Source organism: Microbacterium sp. 22215 (assembly GCF_052045655.1).
Taxonomy (GTDB): domain Bacteria; phylum Actinomycetota; class Actinomycetes; order Actinomycetales; family Microbacteriaceae; genus Microbacterium; species Microbacterium phyllosphaerae.
The window spans coordinates 298,584-317,374 of sequence record NZ_JBQEPC010000001.1; the positions used below are offsets into that span (position 1 = coordinate 298,584).

The window sequence follows — 18,791 nt, forward strand, 5'->3', positions numbered from 1 at the left end:
GGCGGGACTCCGGTGCTCGCTGCGCTCGCTCCTCCCCGAATCCCCAGCGCTCGATGAGAAAGCACGAAGGGCCCCCGCTGGCGCGGAGACCCTTCGTGCTTTTTGGCGGTGACGGCGGGATTCGAACCCGCGGTTGCTTGCACAACACACGCTTTCCAAGCGTGCTCCTTCGGCCGCTCGGACACGTCACCAAGGAACAACCTGAACAGTCTATCCGATCGCGTCGAGTGCCCTTGACCAGAGTGCTCGCCGCCGTCAGCGCGGGGATGCCGTCGCACCGGTATGCGATGCAACGATGCCTTGCGCTCACGCGCAGCGCGTTCATAGTCTTCATTCATCGACGTTGTGCGCTCATATGACTCTTCTGCCCCCCCCTGTGCTCGGTATGGGCCACAACGTCGGCCCCCCTGCCGTGATTCGGCGCCCACCTCGAGAGGACATCCATGACGACAGTCGACACGGCGGCATCGACCAGCACTGCGGTGCGCACAGCGCTGCGCATGGCGCACTCACGGGCACTCGTCGATTTCGGCCTCGACGCGATCGGGCGGGTGCGATTCGGCTGGCGTGATCGCTCGATCGGCTCCGTGGTCGAGCGTGCGGGTACGCGGCACTGGCTGCGCGTGGTGTGGGCTCGCCGCGACTGGGCACGAAGCGCGTGGTGGACGGGCAATCAGGATGCCTCGACGATCGCAGGGGTCGAGAAGCCTCGGCTGCTCGATGTGCGCGCATGGGAAGAGGGGCCGCTGGTCTACCGGGCCGAGCTCATGAGTCTGCTCCCCGGGCGCGCGTGCGCGCCGACCGCGGTGCTCCAGCGCACTCCCGGGCTCGACGAGGCATGGTGGGTCGAGCTCGAGCGCAGCCTCGACCGGGTCTCCGCGACGGCCACCGACCGCACACTGCTCGACTCCGAGATCATGCGCCGTCGGATCACGGTGTTCTTCGGAGTCGATCTCGACATCGATGAGCGTGGCTGGCGGCCGAGCCACGGAGACCTGCACTGGAACAACCTCCACCGCGAGCCGTTCGCGATCGCCGATTGGGAGTCGTGGGGTCTCGCTCCGCAGGGGTACGACGCCGCATTCCTGCTCGGACACTCGCTGGCAGTGCCGCACGTGGCCGAGCAGATCGCCCGCCGGTTCCGTCGCGACCTCGAGACAGAGGGCGGCGTCATCTCTCAGCTGTACGTGCTGACGAAGCTGCTGACCAGGGCCGACGCCGGGGAGCACGGAGAGCTCGTGCCCGCGATCCACCGACATGTCGGCCGTCTGCTCGGCACCCGAATGCCTCTTCGGCGCGGAGGAGGCGCTCACACGACGTAAAATCTCTGGGTGGCAACCCCCAAGATCGTCCTCTTCTATGTCTTCACCCCGCTCGCCGACCCCGAAGCGATCCGGGTGTGGCAGCGAGACCTCGGCGAGGCACTGGGACTCCGTGGCCGACTCCTGATCTCGAAAGACGGTGTCAACGGCACGCTCGGGGGCGACCTGCTGTCTCTGAAGAAGTGGTCCAGATCGTTCCGGTCGTACGCCCCGTTCAAGAACGCCGACATCAAGTGGAGCGAGGGAACGGGGGTCGACGCCGACGGGCGCAGCCTCGACTTCCCGAAGCTCAGCGTGAAGGTGCGCGACGAGATCGTGTCGTTCGGAGCACCCGGCGAACTGCGCGTCGATGAGCAGGGTGTGGTCGGCGGCGGCACGCGACTCACGCCCGAGCAGCTCCACGAACTCATGGACGAACGCGGGGATGACGTGGTGTTCTTCGACGGGCGCAACGCCCTCGAGGCGCAGATCGGCCGCTTCCGCGGAGCCGTCGTGCCCGACACCGAGACCACCCGTGACTTCGTGCAGCTGCTCGACTCCGGCGAGTACGACGACCTCAAAGGCAAGCCGGTCGTCACGTACTGCACCGGAGGCATCCGGTGCGAGGTTCTCTCGAGCCTCATGACGTCGCGCGGGTTCGGCGAGGTGTACCAGCTCGAGGGCGGCATCGTCCGCTACGGCGAGAAGTACGGCGACGACGGCCTCTGGGACGGGTCGCTCTACGTCTTCGACAAGCGCGGATCCGTCGACTTCTCGGATCGCGCCGCCGTCATCGGCGAGTGCGTCGGATGCGGTGTCTCGACCAAGCGCACCGCCAACTGCCCCGATCTGTCGTGCCGCACGCAGTTCGTCGTCTGCGAATCGTGCGACGCGGTGCGCTGCGAGCAGCACGCGGCCTGAGCCGAGGCGACCTCACGCACGCCGGGCGAGCGGGAACCCTGCCGCTCGCTCCGGAAGAGCGCGACACGATCCCACGGTCAGGTGGTCAGCGTTGCGTCCGCTCGACGACTGACGAAGAGCGAGCGGGGAAGCAGCAACGCCACCACGCGGGTACGGCCGTCGACACTTCGGCGCAACCCGGCGATCACGTCGCCGAGGGGGCCGGCGAGGTCGTCGCTCGAATCGTCCGAGGGCCGTGCATAGCTGGCACGCTCGATCGCATCGACCAGGAGGCGCATCTCACCGGCATCCACCCCGTTGTCCCTGACCAGATCGTCGCCGCGCATGCGGGGAGTCTCCGCATCCGACAGCGGCAGTCCGAGATCCTGCACCGTGGCGCGGAGCTCCTCCCACGCCGCCGCCGCGTCTCCTCGCCGAGCCCGACCTCGGCGAGCAGCCCCGACCGACAGACGGATCAGAGCGGGAAGCAGCAGCACGACCAGCACGCCGATCGTCACCAGCATCACGGGGGTGGGATCCAGGCGGCGCAGCTCTGCGTTCGACGACGCGTTGTCGCCGGCATCCTCTCGCTCGATGTCCGGCCCGGACGTCGATGTGGCGCTCGGCGTGGCGCTCGGAGCAGTCGGCGTGGAGCCGCCGGAGCCGCCTCCGGTGGTCGAGCCGGCGGCGAAAGCGGTGGGCACACCCAGCGATGCGGTCGGCTCGAACGGCACCCAGCCGATGCCCGGGAAGAGCACCTCGGGCCACGAGTGCAGCTGGTCGCTGGAGACCGAATACACGGCCTCGGCACCGCGGGTGTTGTCGGTCAGTGCGCCGGGAAGGTATCCGACGACGATGCGCACATCCATGTCGAGGCTCTCGGCCATGAGGGCGAACGCCCCTGCGAAGTGGATGCAGTAGCCCGACTTCACCTCGAGGAACTGCGCCACGGCATCCGCCCCGGTGCCGTCGAAGCCCTCATCGACGGGGGTGTCGAGCGAGTACTCGAACTGGCTGCGGAACCACGACTGCAGCGCGATCAGCCGGTCGTAGTCGTTCGTGGCGTCCGCGGTGACCTCGGCGGCCGTGGCGCCGATCACCCCCGGCAGATCCACCGGCTCGGCGTCGGGGTCGACGACCGGCTCGGCGGCGGGGAGGGCGCGGATCTGTTCGAGGGTGGGAGACACCTCGACCGATCGCACCGTGTAGTCGTTGCCGACGGCATCCGCGCTCCGCGATGCGAGCGTGCGATTCTCGGGGCTCACCCGCCAGCTCGAGGGGGCGCCCTGCACGCTCGTGGCCGGATACGGCACGGGGAGCCACGAGCTCGACATGCGGATGACCCTGATCGACGTGTTCTGATCGGTGGTGTCGATGTCGTCGGTCCACTCCGCGGGGCCGAATCCGTCGCTCTGTGACTGCAGGTCGCCTCTGTCCGGCTCCCAGACCCGTCCGTCGAAGTCGGAGAGCGTCGTGAGCCGCAGGTACGGGGCGGTGTCGGCGGTCGTCGCCACCGTGAGCACCTCGACCGGGTTCGGCTGACGCAGGTCGTCGCCGAGGCGCAGCGACGCGTCGACCGTGACGCCCACGCCGGTGCCGGCGAGGCTGGCGGAGACCGGCAGGACGGGCGCCACGATCACGGTCGCCACGAGCGCCGCGACCCCGACTCCGGCGGCGACGGCCGTCGACGTGCGCCGAGGGGACTCGGAGTCCTGCGCCGCCGTGTAGCGCAGCAGCACGAGGATCAGGATGCCGAGCATGACGAACCAGACGATGTTCACGCCCCCGAGGGTGACGATCATCGGCACGGATCCGACGACCCCCGTCAGCAGGATCGCGAGGATGGCGCCGCGCTGTGCCACGAGCTGATCGAGGAGGATCGCGACCACGGCGAAGCCGATGCCCATCACGGCCTCGAGTCCGGGGGAGGCCGCGATGGGGGCGGAGCCGAAGGCGACCTCTTCCCATGCGGCGGCGGCGAGGGTCTGGAAGGTGAAGACCGTCGCATCCGTGGGGATCACCCCGAAGACCGCGGTGTCACCCGCCACGAGCAGCACGACCGTGCCGACCGCGACCAGGATCTGCACCCCGATCGTGACGAGATCGCGCACCCAGGCGGCCCGGCGGCGCATCAGGGTGCGCACCGCCATGCCCGTGAGCGCCGTCACGACGATCACCGCGAGAACGGCGAACGACCAGGTGCCGGGTTCGATGACCGAGGTGTAGGGCCACATCGCGACGAGTCCGGCGGCCGCGGCCAGCACCGACGGCAGGACGGTGCCGGCGGGCAGCTCATGCTCCCGGTGCCACGACAGGCGGGAGGCGCGTTCAGCGGTACGGTCAGCGCGCGACATCGGTCGCTCCTTGCTGCGATTCGGCAGGCCCCAGCCCGACCCGGTCGGGCAGGACGTCTTCCCATGACTCGGTCACGTCGTCGCCGAGCGTCGCGACCCGCCAGCCGTGCCGCACGGCGGCCTCGGCGGCGCCGGGCAGCGGCGCGGTGGCGAAGAGCATCGGCGCTGCTGCCCCCGAGGGCCGCAGCAGCGCGGCATCCTCCTCATCGAGCTCTCCGGTGATGTACACCAGGGGGCCGGGAGGGGTGCCGCCGATCAGGGCCGTGATGTCGCGCGCGTCGCCCCGAGGCGCCACGAGGGCGAGGGCGACGAGCAGACCGTCTCGGTCGTCCTCGTGACCGCGGAGCGCGCCGAGGAGAGTGCCCGCGCTGTCGATCACGTCGACGCCGTAGCCCTCCTGCACGAGGTGCACGGCAGCTGAGGCGCACATCGAGACGGCGGTCTCGAAGGCGGGGTCGGCCTCGTCGCCGGGGCGGGCCCAGCGGGCGGCGCTGCGGTCGAGGATGACGAGGGCATCCGGACTCGACTCCTCCTCTTCCTGGCGCACCATCAGCTGGCCGCGGTGCGCGGTCGCCCGCCAGTGGATGCGGCGCATCGAGTCGCCGGGGATGTACCGACGCGGCGAGAGGTTGTCGCTGCCCTGGCCCAATCGGCTCGACGACGTCTGGGCTGTGCCGCCGGCCGCGCCGACCTTGACGGTGAGCGGAGCGAGGGTGAACACCTCGGGCACGACGGTCACGGTACGGGTCTCGCCGAACGCCTGCTCGCGCTGCGCGAGTCCGAACGGATCGACCGTGCGGAGCACCAGCGGGCCGATCGGCCACACACCCCGCCGCACACCGGTGATCAGATAGCTCAGCTGCCCCGTCTCCGGCGGGTACTCGCCGGCGGAGTCGCCGCTGACGGCATCGGGCAGCACGTCTCGCCAGAGCCCCCGGGGCACGCGCAGCGCCCTCAGGGTGACGCGCAGGGTGACCCGCGAGGTCTCGGAGACCGTCAGCAGGTCGGTCGAGATCTGCCGTGCGACCGAACCTGAGCGTCGAGGAAGCCGCACGGCGAGGATCGAGAAGACCGTGACCGCGAGCAGGAGCACACCGATGTAGAGGAGGATCTGCGCCCCCAGCATGTTCGCCGCGATGAGGCAGCCGACACCGGCCACGAGCGCACCGGTGCCCCGAAGGGTGAGGGTTCGACGACGAGGCATGGTGAGCCGGGCGGGTCAGGAACGTGCGGTCACGGGGACGCGCACGCGCTCGACGATCTGACGGAGCGCGGCCTCGATGGGCTGGGCGCCGGCCCGGTGCGCTCCACGGGCGGGCAGGAGGCGGTGGGCGAAGACGGGGATGAGCAGAGCGGTGACGTCATCGGGGATCACGAAGTCGCGTCCGTCGAGAGCCGCCCACACCTTGGCCGCCCTGATCAGCTGGAGCGTCGCCCGGGGGCTCGCGCCGAGATGCAGGTTGGGATCGGCGCGAGTGGCCTGTGCGAGGGCGACCGTGTACTCCTCGAGGGCGGGGGCGACGTGCACGGAGCGCGCCCAGGCGATCAGCCCCGACACCGACGCCGCATCGGCCACGGCCCGCACCGAGGCGAGCGGGTTGACCGTGTCGCGCTGGCGAAGCATGAGGGCCTCGGCCGCGGCATCCGGGTAGCCCATCGAGATGCGCATCATGAACCGGTCCCGCTGCGCCTCGGGCAGAGCGTACGTGCCCTCCATCTCGAGGGGGTTCTGCGTCGCGACCACGAGGAAGGGATCGGGCAGCATGTGGGTCGATCCGTCGACCGTGACCTGGCCCTCCTCCATCGCCTCGAGCAGCGCCGACTGGGTCTTGGGCGACGAGCGGTTGATCTCGTCGGCGATCACGATGTGCGCGAAGACGGCTCCGCGTTTGAACTCGAACTCCCGGTCGACGGGGTTGTAGACGCTCACGCCGGTCACGTCTCCGGGGAGCAGGTCGGGGGTGAACTGGATGCGGCGGACCGTCGCATCCACGCTCGCGGCCAGAGCGCGGGCCAGCATGGTCTTGCCCACGCCCGGTACGTCCTCGATCAGCAGATGCCCTTCGGCGAGCAGGCAGACGAGCGCGCTCCGCACGGCATCCGGCTTTCCGTCGATCACCCGTCCCACGGACTCGACGATGGCCGTCGTCTGCGCGGCGAACTGCTCGGCATCGACGACGGTCGGGATCAGGGGCGGATTCTCTGGCATGCGTTCCCTCTCACGTGAGCGCTGCGGTGCGCGTGAACCGATCGTAACCCGGCTGCCTGCCGATGGGGTGGGAACAGCCCGCGCAGGTCAGCCCCAGACACGTGCTCTCGGCTCCGCCGCGTCGAGTCGATCGTCGGCGCTGCGGGCGAGGCGCAGCAGGGCGAGGCCCTGCACCCCGGTCAGCTCGTGCAGGTCGCAGGAGCCGATCTGAGACTGCCAATGATCGCGGAACGACTCGGCGTCGCCGCGGCGTCGGGCGATCATGCGCGGCACGGCGAGCAGCGTGCGGCCCGGGGAGAGGCGGTCGGCCAGCCGCTCGAGCACGCGAAGACGCGGCAGGCCGGCCGCATCGATGCGCAGGAGGAACCGCGGTGTGCGCACGGGCGCGAAGAGCTCCTCCACCGCGTCGGCGATCATGGCGGCATCCTGCGCACGGCCCCCGATCTCGATGCGGATGCGCGTCGGGTCCGCCTCGTCAGGACGCGCCGTGATCGCGGATTCGTCGACGGGCGCGATGCGCCCCGCGTCGCGCAGCGTGCGCACGACGGCGATCGCCGCCGAACGATAGACCTCGGCCGGTCGCGCACGATCGCGGAGAGTGTGCAGAAGCATGCGCAGACCGGATGCCGTCGCCGCGACGACGCCTCCGCCGAGGGCGAGTGCGATCCCGAGCAGTGGCGAGAGGGGGACTCCGGAGACAGCCAGCACCGCGACGAGGGCGCCGACCGTCGCGGTTCCCGCGACGGCTGCCACGACGGCACCCGCGGTCGCCGTCTGCCGGGCGCGCAGCAGCGGCGCCCGCGGAGTCCGCCGGATCGAGATCGTCTCCCGTTCACGGGGCGTGTACGCCTCGCCGATCCGCCACTCGGTTCTGGTCCGAGCGCGGGGCCGCCACCGGTCGCGCAGCAAGGAGTCGATGTCGCCGACGGTGGTCGAGGGGTCCTTTTCGAGCACGCGCTCCCACGCCTCGACGACGGGCGCGGCGAGGGCATGACCGAGCCCGCTGACGATCCGACCCTCGCCGTCGGCGCTCAGCCCCCACAGGTGCGAGTGTCGACGACTCAGACGCGCGGACTCCGACCCGTCGTCCAGATCGACGTCGGAGGGGATCAGGCACACGACCGACCAGTTGTGCGCGACCTTCTCGGGCCACGCGGGGTCGAGGCGCAGGGTGCGCCCCCGCAGCTGCTGGGTGCCCGATGATGTGGCCACGGTCGTGAGGTCGACGAGGGTGTTGACCGAGGGACAGTCCCACCCTTCGCCGAGGAGTCCTCGGGTGCCGACGAGCAGGCGGACGTCTCCTCGCCGGATCAGCTCGGACACGGCGCCGACCACCCGCCCGCTCCCCGCACCGCGCAGCTGCAGGTCGCGCACCGGGCCCACGCCGTCGGCGACCCGGACGGCCTCGCCGAGCAGATCGCTCAACCCACGCGAGATGTCGGCGGCATCCTCGGCGCGGACGCGCAGGTGCTGCGAGGTGAGGAGCACCGGGCGCAGCCGCGCGGTGACCGCGTCGACCGCGAGCAGCTCGAATGTGCGCAGAGCGCCTGCAGGGGCATCCCCGGCCAGCCCTCGGTTGTTCCCGTGCTCGACGAAATCGGTGACGACGACCGCGCGGATCCTGTCGCCGTCCTCGCCGGCGAGCTCTCGGCGCAGGATCTCGACGGCGGCGTGGTCCTTGGCCGCGGAGAACGCCAGCGTGGTCTCGACCGGATTGCGGCCGCGGCGGATGCCACGGTCGGTGAGCGCGTAGCCGAAGTCAGCGAGCGATCGTCGCACGTACTCCCACTGACGCACGGCGGACGGATCGGACAGCAGCCGGGCATGGGCGAACCGCGACAGCACCGTCAGCAGGTCGTCGGTGGTGCAGCGATCGAGCAGCACGGGCGGGATCGCGGCGACGAGCGGATGCTGCGGGGCCACCTCTCGCAGCACGAGGGCGCACGAGCGCGTGAGGGCGAAGTCGGTCGAGAAGGCGCGATCGAGGCGCGCGAGCGACGCGTCGCCCTCCTCCTCGCCGGATGCGTCGTCGGGTTGGAGCTGATGCTCGAGGTAGGCGAGCGCATCCGGGGTCGACAGCACCTGCCTGATCAGGTCGTGCAGGAGGGATTCGTGCCGTCGGATGAAGGTGGCCTCCGCCGGCGTCGGCTCGGTGAACAGCACATGGTCGCGATACGGCGCCAGATGCCCCTCCTTGACGACGGCGGGGGTCGGCACCTCGTAGTCGACCTCGCCGAGCAGGGTGCTGTAGTTCTCGAACTCGGTCTCGTCGTCGGGCGACGGCAGGGTCGCGGTCAGACCGATCAGCGTCGGCTCGGTGCCGCTCTCACGGATGCGTCCGGCGAGGTACGCCACGACGATCGCCCAGTGGTCGAGCAGGTGGTGGCACTCGTCGAGCACGACGGTGCGCACGCCCGCCGCCACGAGTCGGTCGATGAGCGCGACGGCGTTCGGATGCAGCACGCGTGCGAGCTCGGCGGGTCGCTGACGCGTGAGTCGCGAACGCAGACGCCGCGTGCGGCTGCGGATGCCGGAGCGGTAGCGGCCGGCGTTGTCGACCGCGAGCTCGGCCAGCCAGGTCGCGGCATCCGCCTCGGTGCGTCCGCTCGCGACGAGCTCGTCGGTCCAGACCGCGAGGGCGAGGTCGTCGAAGGGCGACCCGTCGCCGGTCACGCTGAGCAGCTGGTAGGTGAGCGCCGTGAGGTCGGCGATCCGATCGGGGTCGTCGGAGACCGCTGTCGCCTCGGGCGCCAGCTCGGTCGCCGTGCGCAGCCACTGCTGACGGATGGTGACGGTCGGTGCGAGTACCAGCGCGCGATGCCCTTCGCGCGCGGCGAGCAGCAGGCCGAGCAGGGTCTTGCCCGCCCCAGGAGGCGCCACGATGTGCAGCGGGTCGTCGCCGCCGGGTTCGAGCCGGTCGAGGACCTCGGCCTGGTACGTGCGCAGGGTGCCGGAGAAATGCCACGTCGACAGGGGAGAGGCGGTGGCGGAATCCATGACCTGCCCAGTCTGTCAAAGAGCACGGGCGGACATCGGCTAGACTTGTCGACGGCTCTCCGCGTGGCGGCATCCAGGCCAATTCCCCCAGGGCGGAAACGCAGCAAGGGTAACCGGGCTCTGCTGGGTGCGCGGAGGGTCACTTTCTTTTTGTCAGCGTCCTCCGGGGCAGTCCTGCCAGGATCGTGACGTGACAAGGTCAGACGTGATGAGCACCGCCGACGCCCCGCGCTCGAGCGCTCTGGGTCGGTTCGCGTCTCCTGTCCTGCTGGTCGCCCTCATGTGGATCGTCCAGCTCGCCGATGCGATCCTGCCCGGATCCTTCACCGGCTTCGGGCTCCGCTCCTGGGATCTCTCCGGTCTCGGCGGCATCCTCATCGGGCCCCTGCTGCACGCCGACTGGGCGCATCTGATCGGCAACACCGTGCCCCTGCTCGTGCTCGGCTGCCTCGTCGCGGTCGAAGGGTCGCGTCGGTTCTGGGCGGCGACCGCGTTCGCCGCCGTGATCGGCGGTCTGGGTACCTGGCTCGTCAACGCGCCGGGAACTCTGACCGTCGGTGCCTCCGGGCTCGTCTTCGGATACTTCGGCTACACGCTGATGCGGGTGTTCGCCCCCGGCCGAGTGGCGCACCGCGTGCTCTATGCGGTGATCGCCCTCGTGGTCATCGGACTCTACGGCGGGTCCATGCTGGCCGGCGTCGTGGGTGTGCGTGAGGGCATCTCGTGGCAGGCCCACCTGTTCGGCGCGATCGGCGGCGGCCTCGCCGCGTTCGTCGGCAGGGGCGGAACACGGCGCCGATGAGCGTGACCAGAGGAGCGCGCCGTGCGAAGCCGCGCACGCGCAAGCGACCGACCCGTCGTCCGCGCTCGCGCACGCGCCGGATGTCGCCGCGCCGCCGTGCCCAGCGCCGGATGCAGCGGCTGAAGGTGCTGCGGCGCATCGCCTGGTCCGCCGCGGCGGTGGTCGTCGTCGCGCTCGCCGCGGTGCTGATCCCGCTGGGACTCGCCCACGAGAAGCCGCTGGCGATCTGCCTCACCGACCCGAGCACGTATCCCGACGCCGGGATCGAGGGGTGGCAGGGTGAGCAGCTCGAGAATGCCGCGACCATCATGCAGACGGCCACCGCGCTCGGCTTCGGCCGCGACGGTCAGATCCTCGGCGTGATGACGGCGATGGGTGAGAGCAGCCTGCACAACATCGACTACGGCGACTGGGAGACGAGCGGATTCACGAACCCCGATGGCAGTCGGACGACGAGCATCGGACTCTTCCAGCAGCAGGACTGGTGGGGCACCCCGGAGCAGCGGATGGATCCCGCGACCGCCGCGACGCTGTTCTACGAGCGACTCGCACGCGTGCACGACTGGCAGTCGCTCGACCCCTCGCTCGCGATCCACCGGGTGCAGATCAATCTCGATCCGGCGTACTACACGCGGTACTCGGCCGATGCCACTGCCGTCGTCGAGGCTCTCTCGGCCCCCTGCTGAGCGGGTTTCGCACGGCTGTCAACCCAGCGCGTCCATGGGGAGCTGCACCTAGTGTGGAGCTGTGGCGAAGAGCATCTACATCACCTCGGCCGAAGGACACACGGGCAAGTCGACCATCGCGCTCGGCGTGCTCGACGCGCTGATGCGCGTCTCGCCCCGGGTGGGGGTCTTCCGTCCGATCGCCCGGTCGGTGACCGAACGCGACGACGTGCTCGAACTCCTGCTCGCGCATGACGGCGTGCAGCTCGACTACGAGGACTGCATCGGGGTGACCTACGACGACGTGCGCGACGATCCCGACCGCGCGCTCTCGACCATCGTGGCCCGCTACAAGGCGGTCGAGGCCCAGTGCGACGCCGTGGTGATCATCGGCAGCGACTACACCGATGTGGCGAGCCCCGCGGAGCTCGGCTACAACGCGAGGATCGCCGCGAACCTCGCAGCCCCCGTGCTCCTCGTGCTCAGCGGCCGCGACCAGCAGCGTCAGGCCGAGCAGCTCGGCACGACCACGGCCCGCACGCCTGCGGCCGTCGGACAGATCGCCGCCCTCGCGCTCTCCGAGCTCGACGCCGAGCGCGCCGAGCTCTTCGCTGTGGCCGTGAACCGGGCCGACCCCGACGCGCTCAGCGACATCGAGGCTGCGGTCGCCGCGGTGCGCCCGCAGAAGACCACGCCCGTCTGGGCGATCCCGGAGGACCGCACCCTGGTCGCACCGTCGATCAACGGCATCCTCTCGGCCGTCGACGGCCGGCTGATCAAGGGCGATCCCGACCGGCTGGCACGCGAGGCTCTGACGATCGTCGTCGCGGGGATGTCGATGGTGAACGTGCTCCCGCGCCTCACCGAAGAATCGGTGGTGGTGATCCCCGCAGACCGCACCGAAGTGCTGCTGGCGACGCTGCTCGCCGACGCGTCGGGCACCTTCCCGCGGGTCGCCGGCATCATCCTGAACGGCCCGTTCCCGCTGCCGGATCCGATCGTCCAGCTGCTCGACGGCTTCACGTCGACCGTGCCGATCATCGCCACGGACCTCGGCACGTACGACACGGCGGTGCGCGTGATGGGGGCGCGCGGACGCATCTCGCCCGAGTCCCGGGGCCGCTACGACCGCGCCCTCGGGCTCTTCCAGACCCACGTCGACATCACCGAGCTCACCACCCAGCTCGGCCTCGCCGAGTCCCGGGTGGTCACCCCCCTCATGTTCGAGTACGGACTCATCGAGCGGGCGCGCGCCGACCGTCGGCGCATCGTGCTTCCCGAGGGCGACGACGACCGCATCCTCCGCGCAGCGGCGACGCTGCTGGCGCGCGAGGTGGCCGATCTGACCATCCTCGGAGACGAGTCGGCCGTGCGCTCGCGCGCCGTCGAGCTGGGCGTCGACATCGCCGCGGCGCAGGTGATCAGTCCGAACGACCCCGAGATGGTCGAGCGCTTCGCGACCGAGTACGCGCGACTCCGTGCGCACAAGGGCATCACGGTCGCACAGGCCGCAGACACCGTCACGGACGTCTCGTACTTCGGCACGATGATGGTGCACCTGGGCCTCGCCGACGGCATGGTCTCGGGAGCCGCGCACACCACGGCGCACACGATCCGTCCGTCGTTCGAGATCATCAAGACCAAGCCGGGTGTGAACGTCGTCTCGAGCGTGTTCCTGATGGCGCTCGCCGACCGGGTGCTCGTGTACGGCGACTGCGCGGTCATCCCCGATCCGACGAGCGAGCAATTGGCCGACATCGCGATCTCGTCGGCCGCGACCGCCCGCCAGTTCGGCATCGAGCCGCGCATCGCGATGCTGTCGTACTCGACGGGGGAGTCCGGATCCGGCGCCGACGTCGACAAGGTGCGCGCCGCGACCGCACTCGTGCACGAGCGTGCGCCCGAACTGCTGGTCGAGGGTCCGATCCAGTACGACGCCGCGGCCGACGCCGCCGTGGCCAAAGCCAAGCTGCCCGATTCGGCCGTCGCGGGCCGGGCGACCGTCTTCGTCTTCCCCGACCTCAACACGGGCAACAACACCTACAAGGCCGTGCAGCGGTCGGCGGGCGCCGTCGCGATCGGGCCCGTGCTGCAGGGGCTCAACAAGCCGATCAACGACCTGTCGCGCGGAGCCCTCGTCGACGACATCGTCAACACGGTCGCCATCACGGCGATCCAGGCGCAGACCGCCGAGTGACGACGCCGCCCCTATGCTTTCCAGCATGACGATTACCTCGATCCAGCAGCAGCTCGCGACACCCGAGGGGTTCGCCAAGGCCGTGACTCCGAAGAGGACGATCTACGGCGTCGCGGTCACCTCGCTGGTGCTGAGCGCGATCGGCGTCGGCATGAACCTGTTCCAGCTCGGGTCCGCGAGCGACTGGCAGTGGTCGCTCATGTTCCGTTACTTCTTCGACGCCGGAGCGATCGAGTTCACCGGCAGTCGTTCGGGTCGCAGCGAGATCTGGCGCTTCCTCTACGTGTACGGCCCCCTCGTGCTGCTGCCCCTGGGCATCATCCTGCTCGTCGTGCACTTCGCCACCCGCGACAAGGCGGGCGCTGGGCTGTACGAGAGCTACCGTCAGCGCGGATGGATCGGTCGTCAGCTGCTCCCCGGGCTCAAGGTCAAGAACGGCAACAGCGAGGTCGCGATCGCCTTCATCTCGCACCCCAGTGTTCCGGATGCCGAGTTCGAGGCAGCCGCGCAGCACTACGCCGGCCACCTTGGCACTCTCGACAAGAAGGCCACGAAGGCCGCCGCATCCGCCGCTCTCAAGCAGAAGGTGCTCGCCGGCGTGAGCGCCGCTGCCCTCGCCCCGGGGGTGCCGCCGGCGATCCTCGCGGCGCCCGCCCAGGGAGACGGCGCCTACGTGATAGTCGTCCCGCCGGACGCCGCGGGCAAGGGCTCGCTCCAGGTCCTGCCGATCAAGGCCTGAGCGTCGGCCATGAGCGCGATCCTCGTCATCAACAGCGGGTCCTCCTCGCTGAAGTACAGCCTGATCGACATCGAGAACGAGAACGAGCTGGCCGCCGGCCTCATCGAGCGGATCGGCCAGGACGTCAGCGCGATCCGTCACACGGTGCGACCGGATGCCACGGCCGATGCCGTCGTGACGATGCTCGACGCCTCGTACGACTCGGAGCGACCCGTCGTCGATCATGACGCCGCTTTCGCGGTCATGATGGAGCAGTTCGCCGAGCACGGGCCGCTGCTCGACGAGCATCCGCCGGTCGCGGTCGGCCACCGCGTCGTGCACGGAGGCGCGAGGTTCTATGCGCCGACGCTCGTCACCCGAAACGTCGAGGAGCAGATCGAGGAACTTGCGGTGCTCGCCCCGCTGCACAATCCGGCGAACCTCGCAGGCATCGTCGCTGCACGGGCCGTCTTCTCCGACGTCCCGCATGTGGCGGTGTTCGACACCGCGTTCCACCAGACGCTGCCGGCCGCCGCCTACACGTACGCGATCGACGCCGAACTCGCCGCGACGCACCGGGTGCGCCGCTACGGGTTCCACGGCACCAGCCACCAGTTCGTGAGCGAGTCGGCCGCGACGTTCGTCGGACGCGACATCGGCACGCTCCGGCAGCTCGTCTTCCACCTCGGCAACGGCGCGTCCGTGACCGCGATCGACGGTGGCCGCTCGGTCGAGACCTCGATGGGACTCACCCCCCTCGAAGGCCTCGTGATGGGCACGCGCTCCGGAGACCTCGACCCCGCGGCCCTCGTGCATCTGTCCCGTCGAGCCGGCTACTCGATCGACGACCTCGACGCGCTGCTGAACTCCCGCAGCGGGCTCAAGGGGCTCGCCGGGCGCAGCGACATGCGCGACATCCTCGCCGGACGTGACGACGGCGACGAGGCGGCGACACTCGCCTTCGACGTCTACATCCACCGACTGCGCGCGTACGCCGGCGCCTACATCGCCCAGCTCGGCGGGGTCGACGTGATCTCCTTCACCGCCGGGGTCGGCGAGAACGCCGCCGCCGTGCGTGCCGAGGCGATGGCGACACTCGGATTCGCCGGGGTGGAGATCGACCCCGCGCGCAACGAGGAGCGACAGCGGGGCATCCGTCGGATCTCCACCGACGGCTCGCGCGTCACGGTGCTCGTGGTGCCGACGAACGAAGAGCTCGAGATCGCCAGACAGACCTCGCGCATGCTCTGATCCACACGCCCTCGGGGGTTACCGGCGATGCCGCGCCGCACTACGCTTGCACAGTGGCACGGAGAGGTGCCGGAACCCCTCGTCCTTCTCCTGGAGGCTCCTGTGCCCGAAGCCCTGCCCGATCCGCTCCGTACCGAAGGCGTCCTGTTCGACCTCGACGGTGTGCTCACGCCGACGGCCGAGGTGCACATGCGCGCGTGGAAGGTCGTGTTCGACGACGTCTTCGAGCGCTGGGACATCACCCCGCCGTACTCGGACGCCGACTACTTCGACTACGTCGACGGCAAGAAGCGCTACGACGGCGTCGCGAGCCTGCTCCGCAGCCGCAATGTCGAGATCCCGTGGGGTGAGGTCGACGACGAGCCCGAGGCCGAGACGATCTGCGGAATCGGCAATCGCAAGAACGCCGCCTTCGCCCAGTCGCTGCGTGCCGAGGGCATCGCACCGTTCCCGGGTTCCCTCGCACTCGTCGAGAAGCTCTCCGCCGCAGGAGTGCCGTTGGGCGTCGTGTCGAGCTCCAAGAACGCCGAAGAGGTGCTGGCCGCCGCCGGCATCCGCTCGTTCTTCCGCATCGTGGTCGACGGGGTCGTGGCCGAGCGCGAGAACCTCGCCTCCAAGCCCGCCGCCGACATGTTCCACGCCGGTGCCGTGGCGCTCGGGGTCGACCCCGCGCACAGCATCGCCGTCGAGGACGCCACGTCCGGTGCCGCCTCCGCCGCCGCGGCGGGGTTCGCGACGGTCATCGGCGTCGACCGGGGCGCAGGAGCGGATGCTCTGCTCGCCGCAGGTGCGACCGTCGTCGTCGAGGACCTCGACGTCTTCCTCGCAGACCAGACCGCGACGGCCACCGACTCCACCTCCCGCTCCCACTCCGACTCCGAGGAGACCGCATGATCGACCGCGACCGCTTCCCCGTCGACCCCTGGCGACTCATCGAGACGCGCTACTCCGAAGACGGAGTGGGGGAGACCCTGTTCGGCGTCGGCAACGGCTACCTCGGGCTCCGCGGCAACCACATCGAAGGACGCGGCGCGCACGAGCACGGCACCTTCATCAACGGCCTGCACGAGACGTGGCCGATCCGTCACGCGGAGCAGGCCTACGGCTTCGCCGAGGTCGGGCAGACGATCGTCAACGCGCCCGACGCCAAGGTCATGCGCGTCTACGTCGACGACGAGCCGATCTCCTTCGACGAGGCCGACGTGCGCGAATACCGCCGCACGCTCGACATGCGCACCGGCGTGCTCGAGCGCGTCGTGGTGTGGGAGACCCCTTCGGGCAAGCGCGTGCGGATGCGCGACGAGCGCATCGTCAGCTTCGAGGAGCGACACCTCGCAGTGCTCCGCCTCGAGGTCGTCGTCGAGAACGCCGACGCCCCGGTCACGATCAGCTGCCAGATGATCAATCGTCAGGACGGGGCCGGCGTGTACGCGGGCACACCGAACCAGGCGAAGGGCGGGTTCGACCCCCGCAAGGCCGAGAAGATCGCCGAGCGCGTGCTCGAGCCCGCCGAGCACTGGCAGGACGGACTCCGATCCGCTCTGTCGTACTCGGTCGCGGCATCGGGCATGACGGTGGCGGTCGTCGCCGACCACATCATCGATACCGAGAACGACTACACCTCGCGCACGCTCATCGAGGAGGACATCTCGAAGAACGTCTTCCGCGTGCAGGCGAAAGCCGGTGTGCCCATCTCGGTCACCAAGCTCGTGAGCTACCACACCTCACGCGGCGTGCCCGCTCGAGAGCTCGTCGACCGCTGCCGCCGCTCGCTCGACCGCGTCGCCTTCGAGGGAGTCCAGGCGCAGTTCGACCGCCAGGCCGCGTGGCTCGCGGCGTTCTGGGCCCGCAGCGACGTGCAGATCGGCGAGCACGACGACATCCAGCAGGCCACCCGCTGGTGCCTCCTGCAGCTCGCTCAGGCATCGGCCCGTGCCGACGGCACCGGCGTACCGGCCAAGGGCGTCTCGGGGTCGGGCTACAGCGGTCACTACTTCTGGGACACCGAGATCTACGTGCTCCCTTTCCTCACCTACACGTCGCCGCAGTGGGCTCGGAACGCGCTGCGCGCACGGGCGCTGATGCTCCCGGCCGCGCGCCGGCGTGCGGCGCAGCTGAACGAGGCGGGGGCCCTGTTCCCGTGGCGCACGATCAACGGCGAAGAGGCCTCGGCGTACTACGCCGCAGGCACCGCGCAGTACCACATCAACGCCGACGTCAGCTTCGCTCTCGGCAAGTACGTGCGAGCGACCGGCGACGATGACTTCCTGCGCCGAGAGGGCATCGACATCGCGATCGAGACGGCCCGGCTGTGGGCGACGCTCGGGTTCTGGCGCACGTCGCGCCTGGTGGCCGACACCCAGGCCGACGACGGGGTCGAGACGTTCCACATCCACGGCGTCACGGGGCCCGACGAGTACACGACCGTCGTGAACGACAACCTGTACACGAACGTGATGGCGCGCTACAACCTGCGCTATGCCGCGAAGGTCGTCCGCGAGGCGCAGGAGGCGAACGGCGAGGAGTTCGCCAGGGTCGTCGAGCGCACCGGTCTCGCCGAGGGCGAGGCCGAGGGCTGGGAGCGCGCCGCGGATGCGATGTTCATCCCGTTCAGCGAGCGGCTCGGCATCCACCCGCAGGACTCGCTCTTCCTCGAGCGCGAGGTCTGGGATCTCGCGCACACCCCGTCCGAGCAGCGTCCGCTGCTGCTGCACTTCCACCCGCTCGTGATCTACCGGTTCCAGGTGCTCAAGCAGGCCGACGTGGTGCTCGCCCTGTTCCTGCAGGGCAACCACTTCACGCCCGAGGAGAAGAAGGCCGACTTCGACTACTACGACCCGCTGACCACGGGCGACTCGACGCTGTCGGCGGTCGTGCAGTCGATCCTGGCCGCGGAGGTCGGATACCAGGACCTCGCGCTGCAGTACTTCCGGCAGTCGCTGTTCGTCGACCTCCACGATCTGCACCACAACGCGGCCGATGGCGTGCATGTCGCATCCGCCGGCGGTGTGTGGACGGCTCTCGTGTGCGGATTCGGCGGCATGCGCGACTATGCGGGCGAGCTCAGCTTCGACCCGCGCCTGCCCGCTGACTGGCCCTCGCTGTCGTACCCGCTGCAGTGGCAGGGGTCTGCGCTGCAGATCACTCTGACGAAGGATGCTCTGCGCGTGCAGGTGCGTACGGGCGACCCCGTGCCGTTCACGGTGCGCGACGTGGCGTACGTGGCCACCACGGAGGAAGAGGTCGTCGTGCCGCTGGACGACCAGGGACCCCTGATCCCGGGCCGCCCGTCGCTGCGCCAGTTCGCCGACGCACTGCGCGAAGATGGCACGCGGCTGTCGGCATCCGTCCCCGTCATCACCACAGCGATCCCGGTGATCGAGCCGATCGACTGAGC

At 70.0% G+C, this 18,791-nt stretch carries 13 protein-coding genes, 1 tRNA gene and 1 other RNA gene; 10 read left to right on the top strand and 5 right to left on the bottom strand.

Features of this window, described 5'->3' with window-relative positions; genetic code table 11:
• Window positions 1–103: 103 nt before the first annotated feature.
• Window positions 104–191 (bottom strand) — tRNA-Ser (locus tag ACTJKH_RS01540).
• Between the two features lie 252 nt (window positions 192–443).
• Here ACTJKH_RS01540 and ACTJKH_RS01545 point away from each other — a divergent pair.
• Both ACTJKH_RS01545 and trhO read left to right on the top strand, forming a co-directional pair.
• Complete coding sequence (locus ACTJKH_RS01545) at window positions 444–1,322, top strand: hypothetical protein (RefSeq protein WP_440735492.1); 879 nt, start codon at window positions 444–446, stop codon at window positions 1,320–1,322.
• A 9-nt stretch (window positions 1,323–1,331) separates the two neighbouring features.
• Entirely contained in the window at window positions 1,332–2,222 is an 891-nt protein-coding gene (gene trhO / locus ACTJKH_RS01550) for an oxygen-dependent tRNA uridine(34) hydroxylase TrhO (protein WP_440735493.1), read from the top strand.
• A 77-nt stretch (window positions 2,223–2,299) separates the two neighbouring features.
• Here the strand turns inward: trhO and ACTJKH_RS01555 are convergent, their stop codons facing one another.
• From ACTJKH_RS01555 to ACTJKH_RS01570, 4 genes are all read right to left on the bottom strand, one after another.
• Window positions 2,300–4,555 (bottom strand): transglutaminase family protein, encoded by a 2,256-nt coding sequence (locus ACTJKH_RS01555; protein ID WP_440735494.1) that lies wholly within the window; start codon window positions 4,553–4,555, stop codon window positions 2,300–2,302.
• Window positions 4,542–5,759: a DUF58 domain-containing protein gene (locus ACTJKH_RS01560; protein ID WP_440735495.1), complete on the bottom strand. Its 1,218-nt coding sequence runs from the start codon at window positions 5,757–5,759 to the stop codon at window positions 4,542–4,544. The genes ACTJKH_RS01555 and ACTJKH_RS01560 overlap by 14 nt, the downstream gene beginning before the upstream one ends.
• A 15-nt stretch (window positions 5,760–5,774) precedes the next feature.
• On the bottom strand, window positions 5,775–6,764 hold the full coding sequence (locus ACTJKH_RS01565) for an AAA family ATPase (protein WP_210098662.1): 990 nt from the start codon (window positions 6,762–6,764) through the stop codon (window positions 5,775–5,777).
• Between the two features lie 87 nt (window positions 6,765–6,851).
• The gene (locus ACTJKH_RS01570; RefSeq protein WP_440735496.1) at window positions 6,852–9,761 is read right to left on the bottom strand and encodes a DEAD/DEAH box helicase family protein; all 2,910 of its coding nucleotides are present in this window, start codon (window positions 9,759–9,761) and stop codon (window positions 6,852–6,854) included.
• 50 nt (window positions 9,762–9,811) lie between these two features.
• Between ACTJKH_RS01570 and ffs the strand changes: the two genes are divergently transcribed.
• The 8 genes from ffs to ACTJKH_RS01610 all read left to right on the top strand — a co-directional run bounded on the left by ffs (window position 9,812) and on the right by ACTJKH_RS01610 (window position 18,789).
• Window positions 9,812–9,908: signal recognition particle sRNA small type (gene ffs / locus ACTJKH_RS01575), an RNA gene on the top strand.
• Window positions 9,909–9,951: 43 nt separating this feature from the next.
• Window positions 9,952–10,563 carry a rhomboid family intramembrane serine protease gene (locus ACTJKH_RS01580; protein WP_440735497.1) on the top strand — a complete coding sequence of 204 codons (612 nt, stop codon included), beginning with the start codon at window positions 9,952–9,954 and terminating at the stop codon, window positions 10,561–10,563.
• Window positions 10,560–11,249: a hypothetical protein gene (locus ACTJKH_RS01585; protein WP_440735498.1), complete on the top strand. Its 690-nt coding sequence runs from the start codon at window positions 10,560–10,562 to the stop codon at window positions 11,247–11,249. Before ACTJKH_RS01580 ends, ACTJKH_RS01585 begins: the two co-directional genes overlap by 4 nt.
• Before the next feature lie 61 nt (window positions 11,250–11,310).
• Window positions 11,311–13,425: a phosphate acetyltransferase gene (pta, locus tag ACTJKH_RS01590; protein ID WP_440735499.1), complete on the top strand. Its 2,115-nt coding sequence runs from the start codon at window positions 11,311–11,313 to the stop codon at window positions 13,423–13,425.
• Between the two features lie 25 nt (window positions 13,426–13,450).
• Entirely contained in the window at window positions 13,451–14,164 is a 714-nt protein-coding gene (locus tag ACTJKH_RS01595; protein ID WP_440735500.1) for a hypothetical protein, read from the top strand.
• A 9-nt stretch (window positions 14,165–14,173) separates the two neighbouring features.
• Window positions 14,174–15,394, top strand: coding sequence for an acetate/propionate family kinase (locus ACTJKH_RS01600; protein WP_440735501.1), 1,221 nt, complete (start codon window positions 14,174–14,176; stop codon window positions 15,392–15,394).
• Between the two features lie 102 nt (window positions 15,395–15,496).
• A complete protein-coding gene (locus ACTJKH_RS01605; protein WP_440735502.1) occupies window positions 15,497–16,288 on the top strand; it encodes an HAD family hydrolase in 792 nt (263 codons plus the stop codon).
• Complete coding sequence (locus ACTJKH_RS01610; RefSeq protein ID WP_440735503.1) at window positions 16,285–18,789, top strand: glycoside hydrolase family 65 protein; 2,505 nt, start codon at window positions 16,285–16,287, stop codon at window positions 18,787–18,789. The genes ACTJKH_RS01605 and ACTJKH_RS01610 overlap by 4 nt, the downstream gene beginning before the upstream one ends.
• Window positions 18,790–18,791 lie beyond the last annotated feature (2 nt).

Coding starts and splice junctions, on each gene's coding strand:
- ACTJKH_RS01545 (WP_440735492.1), top strand. CDS start 444: ATGACGACAGTCGACACGGCGGCATCGACCAGCACTGCGGTGCGCACA.
- ACTJKH_RS01555 (WP_440735494.1), bottom strand. CDS start 4,555: ATGTCGCGCGCTGACCGTACCGCTGAACGCGCCTCCCGCCTGTCGTGG.
- ACTJKH_RS01560 (WP_440735495.1), bottom strand. CDS start 5,759: ATGCCTCGTCGTCGAACCCTCACCCTTCGGGGCACCGGTGCGCTCGTG.
- ACTJKH_RS01565 (WP_210098662.1), bottom strand. CDS start 6,764: ATGCCAGAGAATCCGCCCCTGATCCCGACCGTCGTCGATGCCGAGCAG.
- ACTJKH_RS01570 (WP_440735496.1), bottom strand. CDS start 9,761: ATGGATTCCGCCACCGCCTCTCCCCTGTCGACGTGGCATTTCTCCGGC.
- ACTJKH_RS01585 (WP_440735498.1), top strand. CDS start 10,560: ATGAGCGTGACCAGAGGAGCGCGCCGTGCGAAGCCGCGCACGCGCAAG.
- ACTJKH_RS01595 (WP_440735500.1), top strand. CDS start 13,451: ATGACGATTACCTCGATCCAGCAGCAGCTCGCGACACCCGAGGGGTTC.
- ACTJKH_RS01600 (WP_440735501.1), top strand. CDS start 14,174: ATGAGCGCGATCCTCGTCATCAACAGCGGGTCCTCCTCGCTGAAGTAC.
- ACTJKH_RS01610 (WP_440735503.1), top strand. CDS start 16,285: ATGATCGACCGCGACCGCTTCCCCGTCGACCCCTGGCGACTCATCGAG.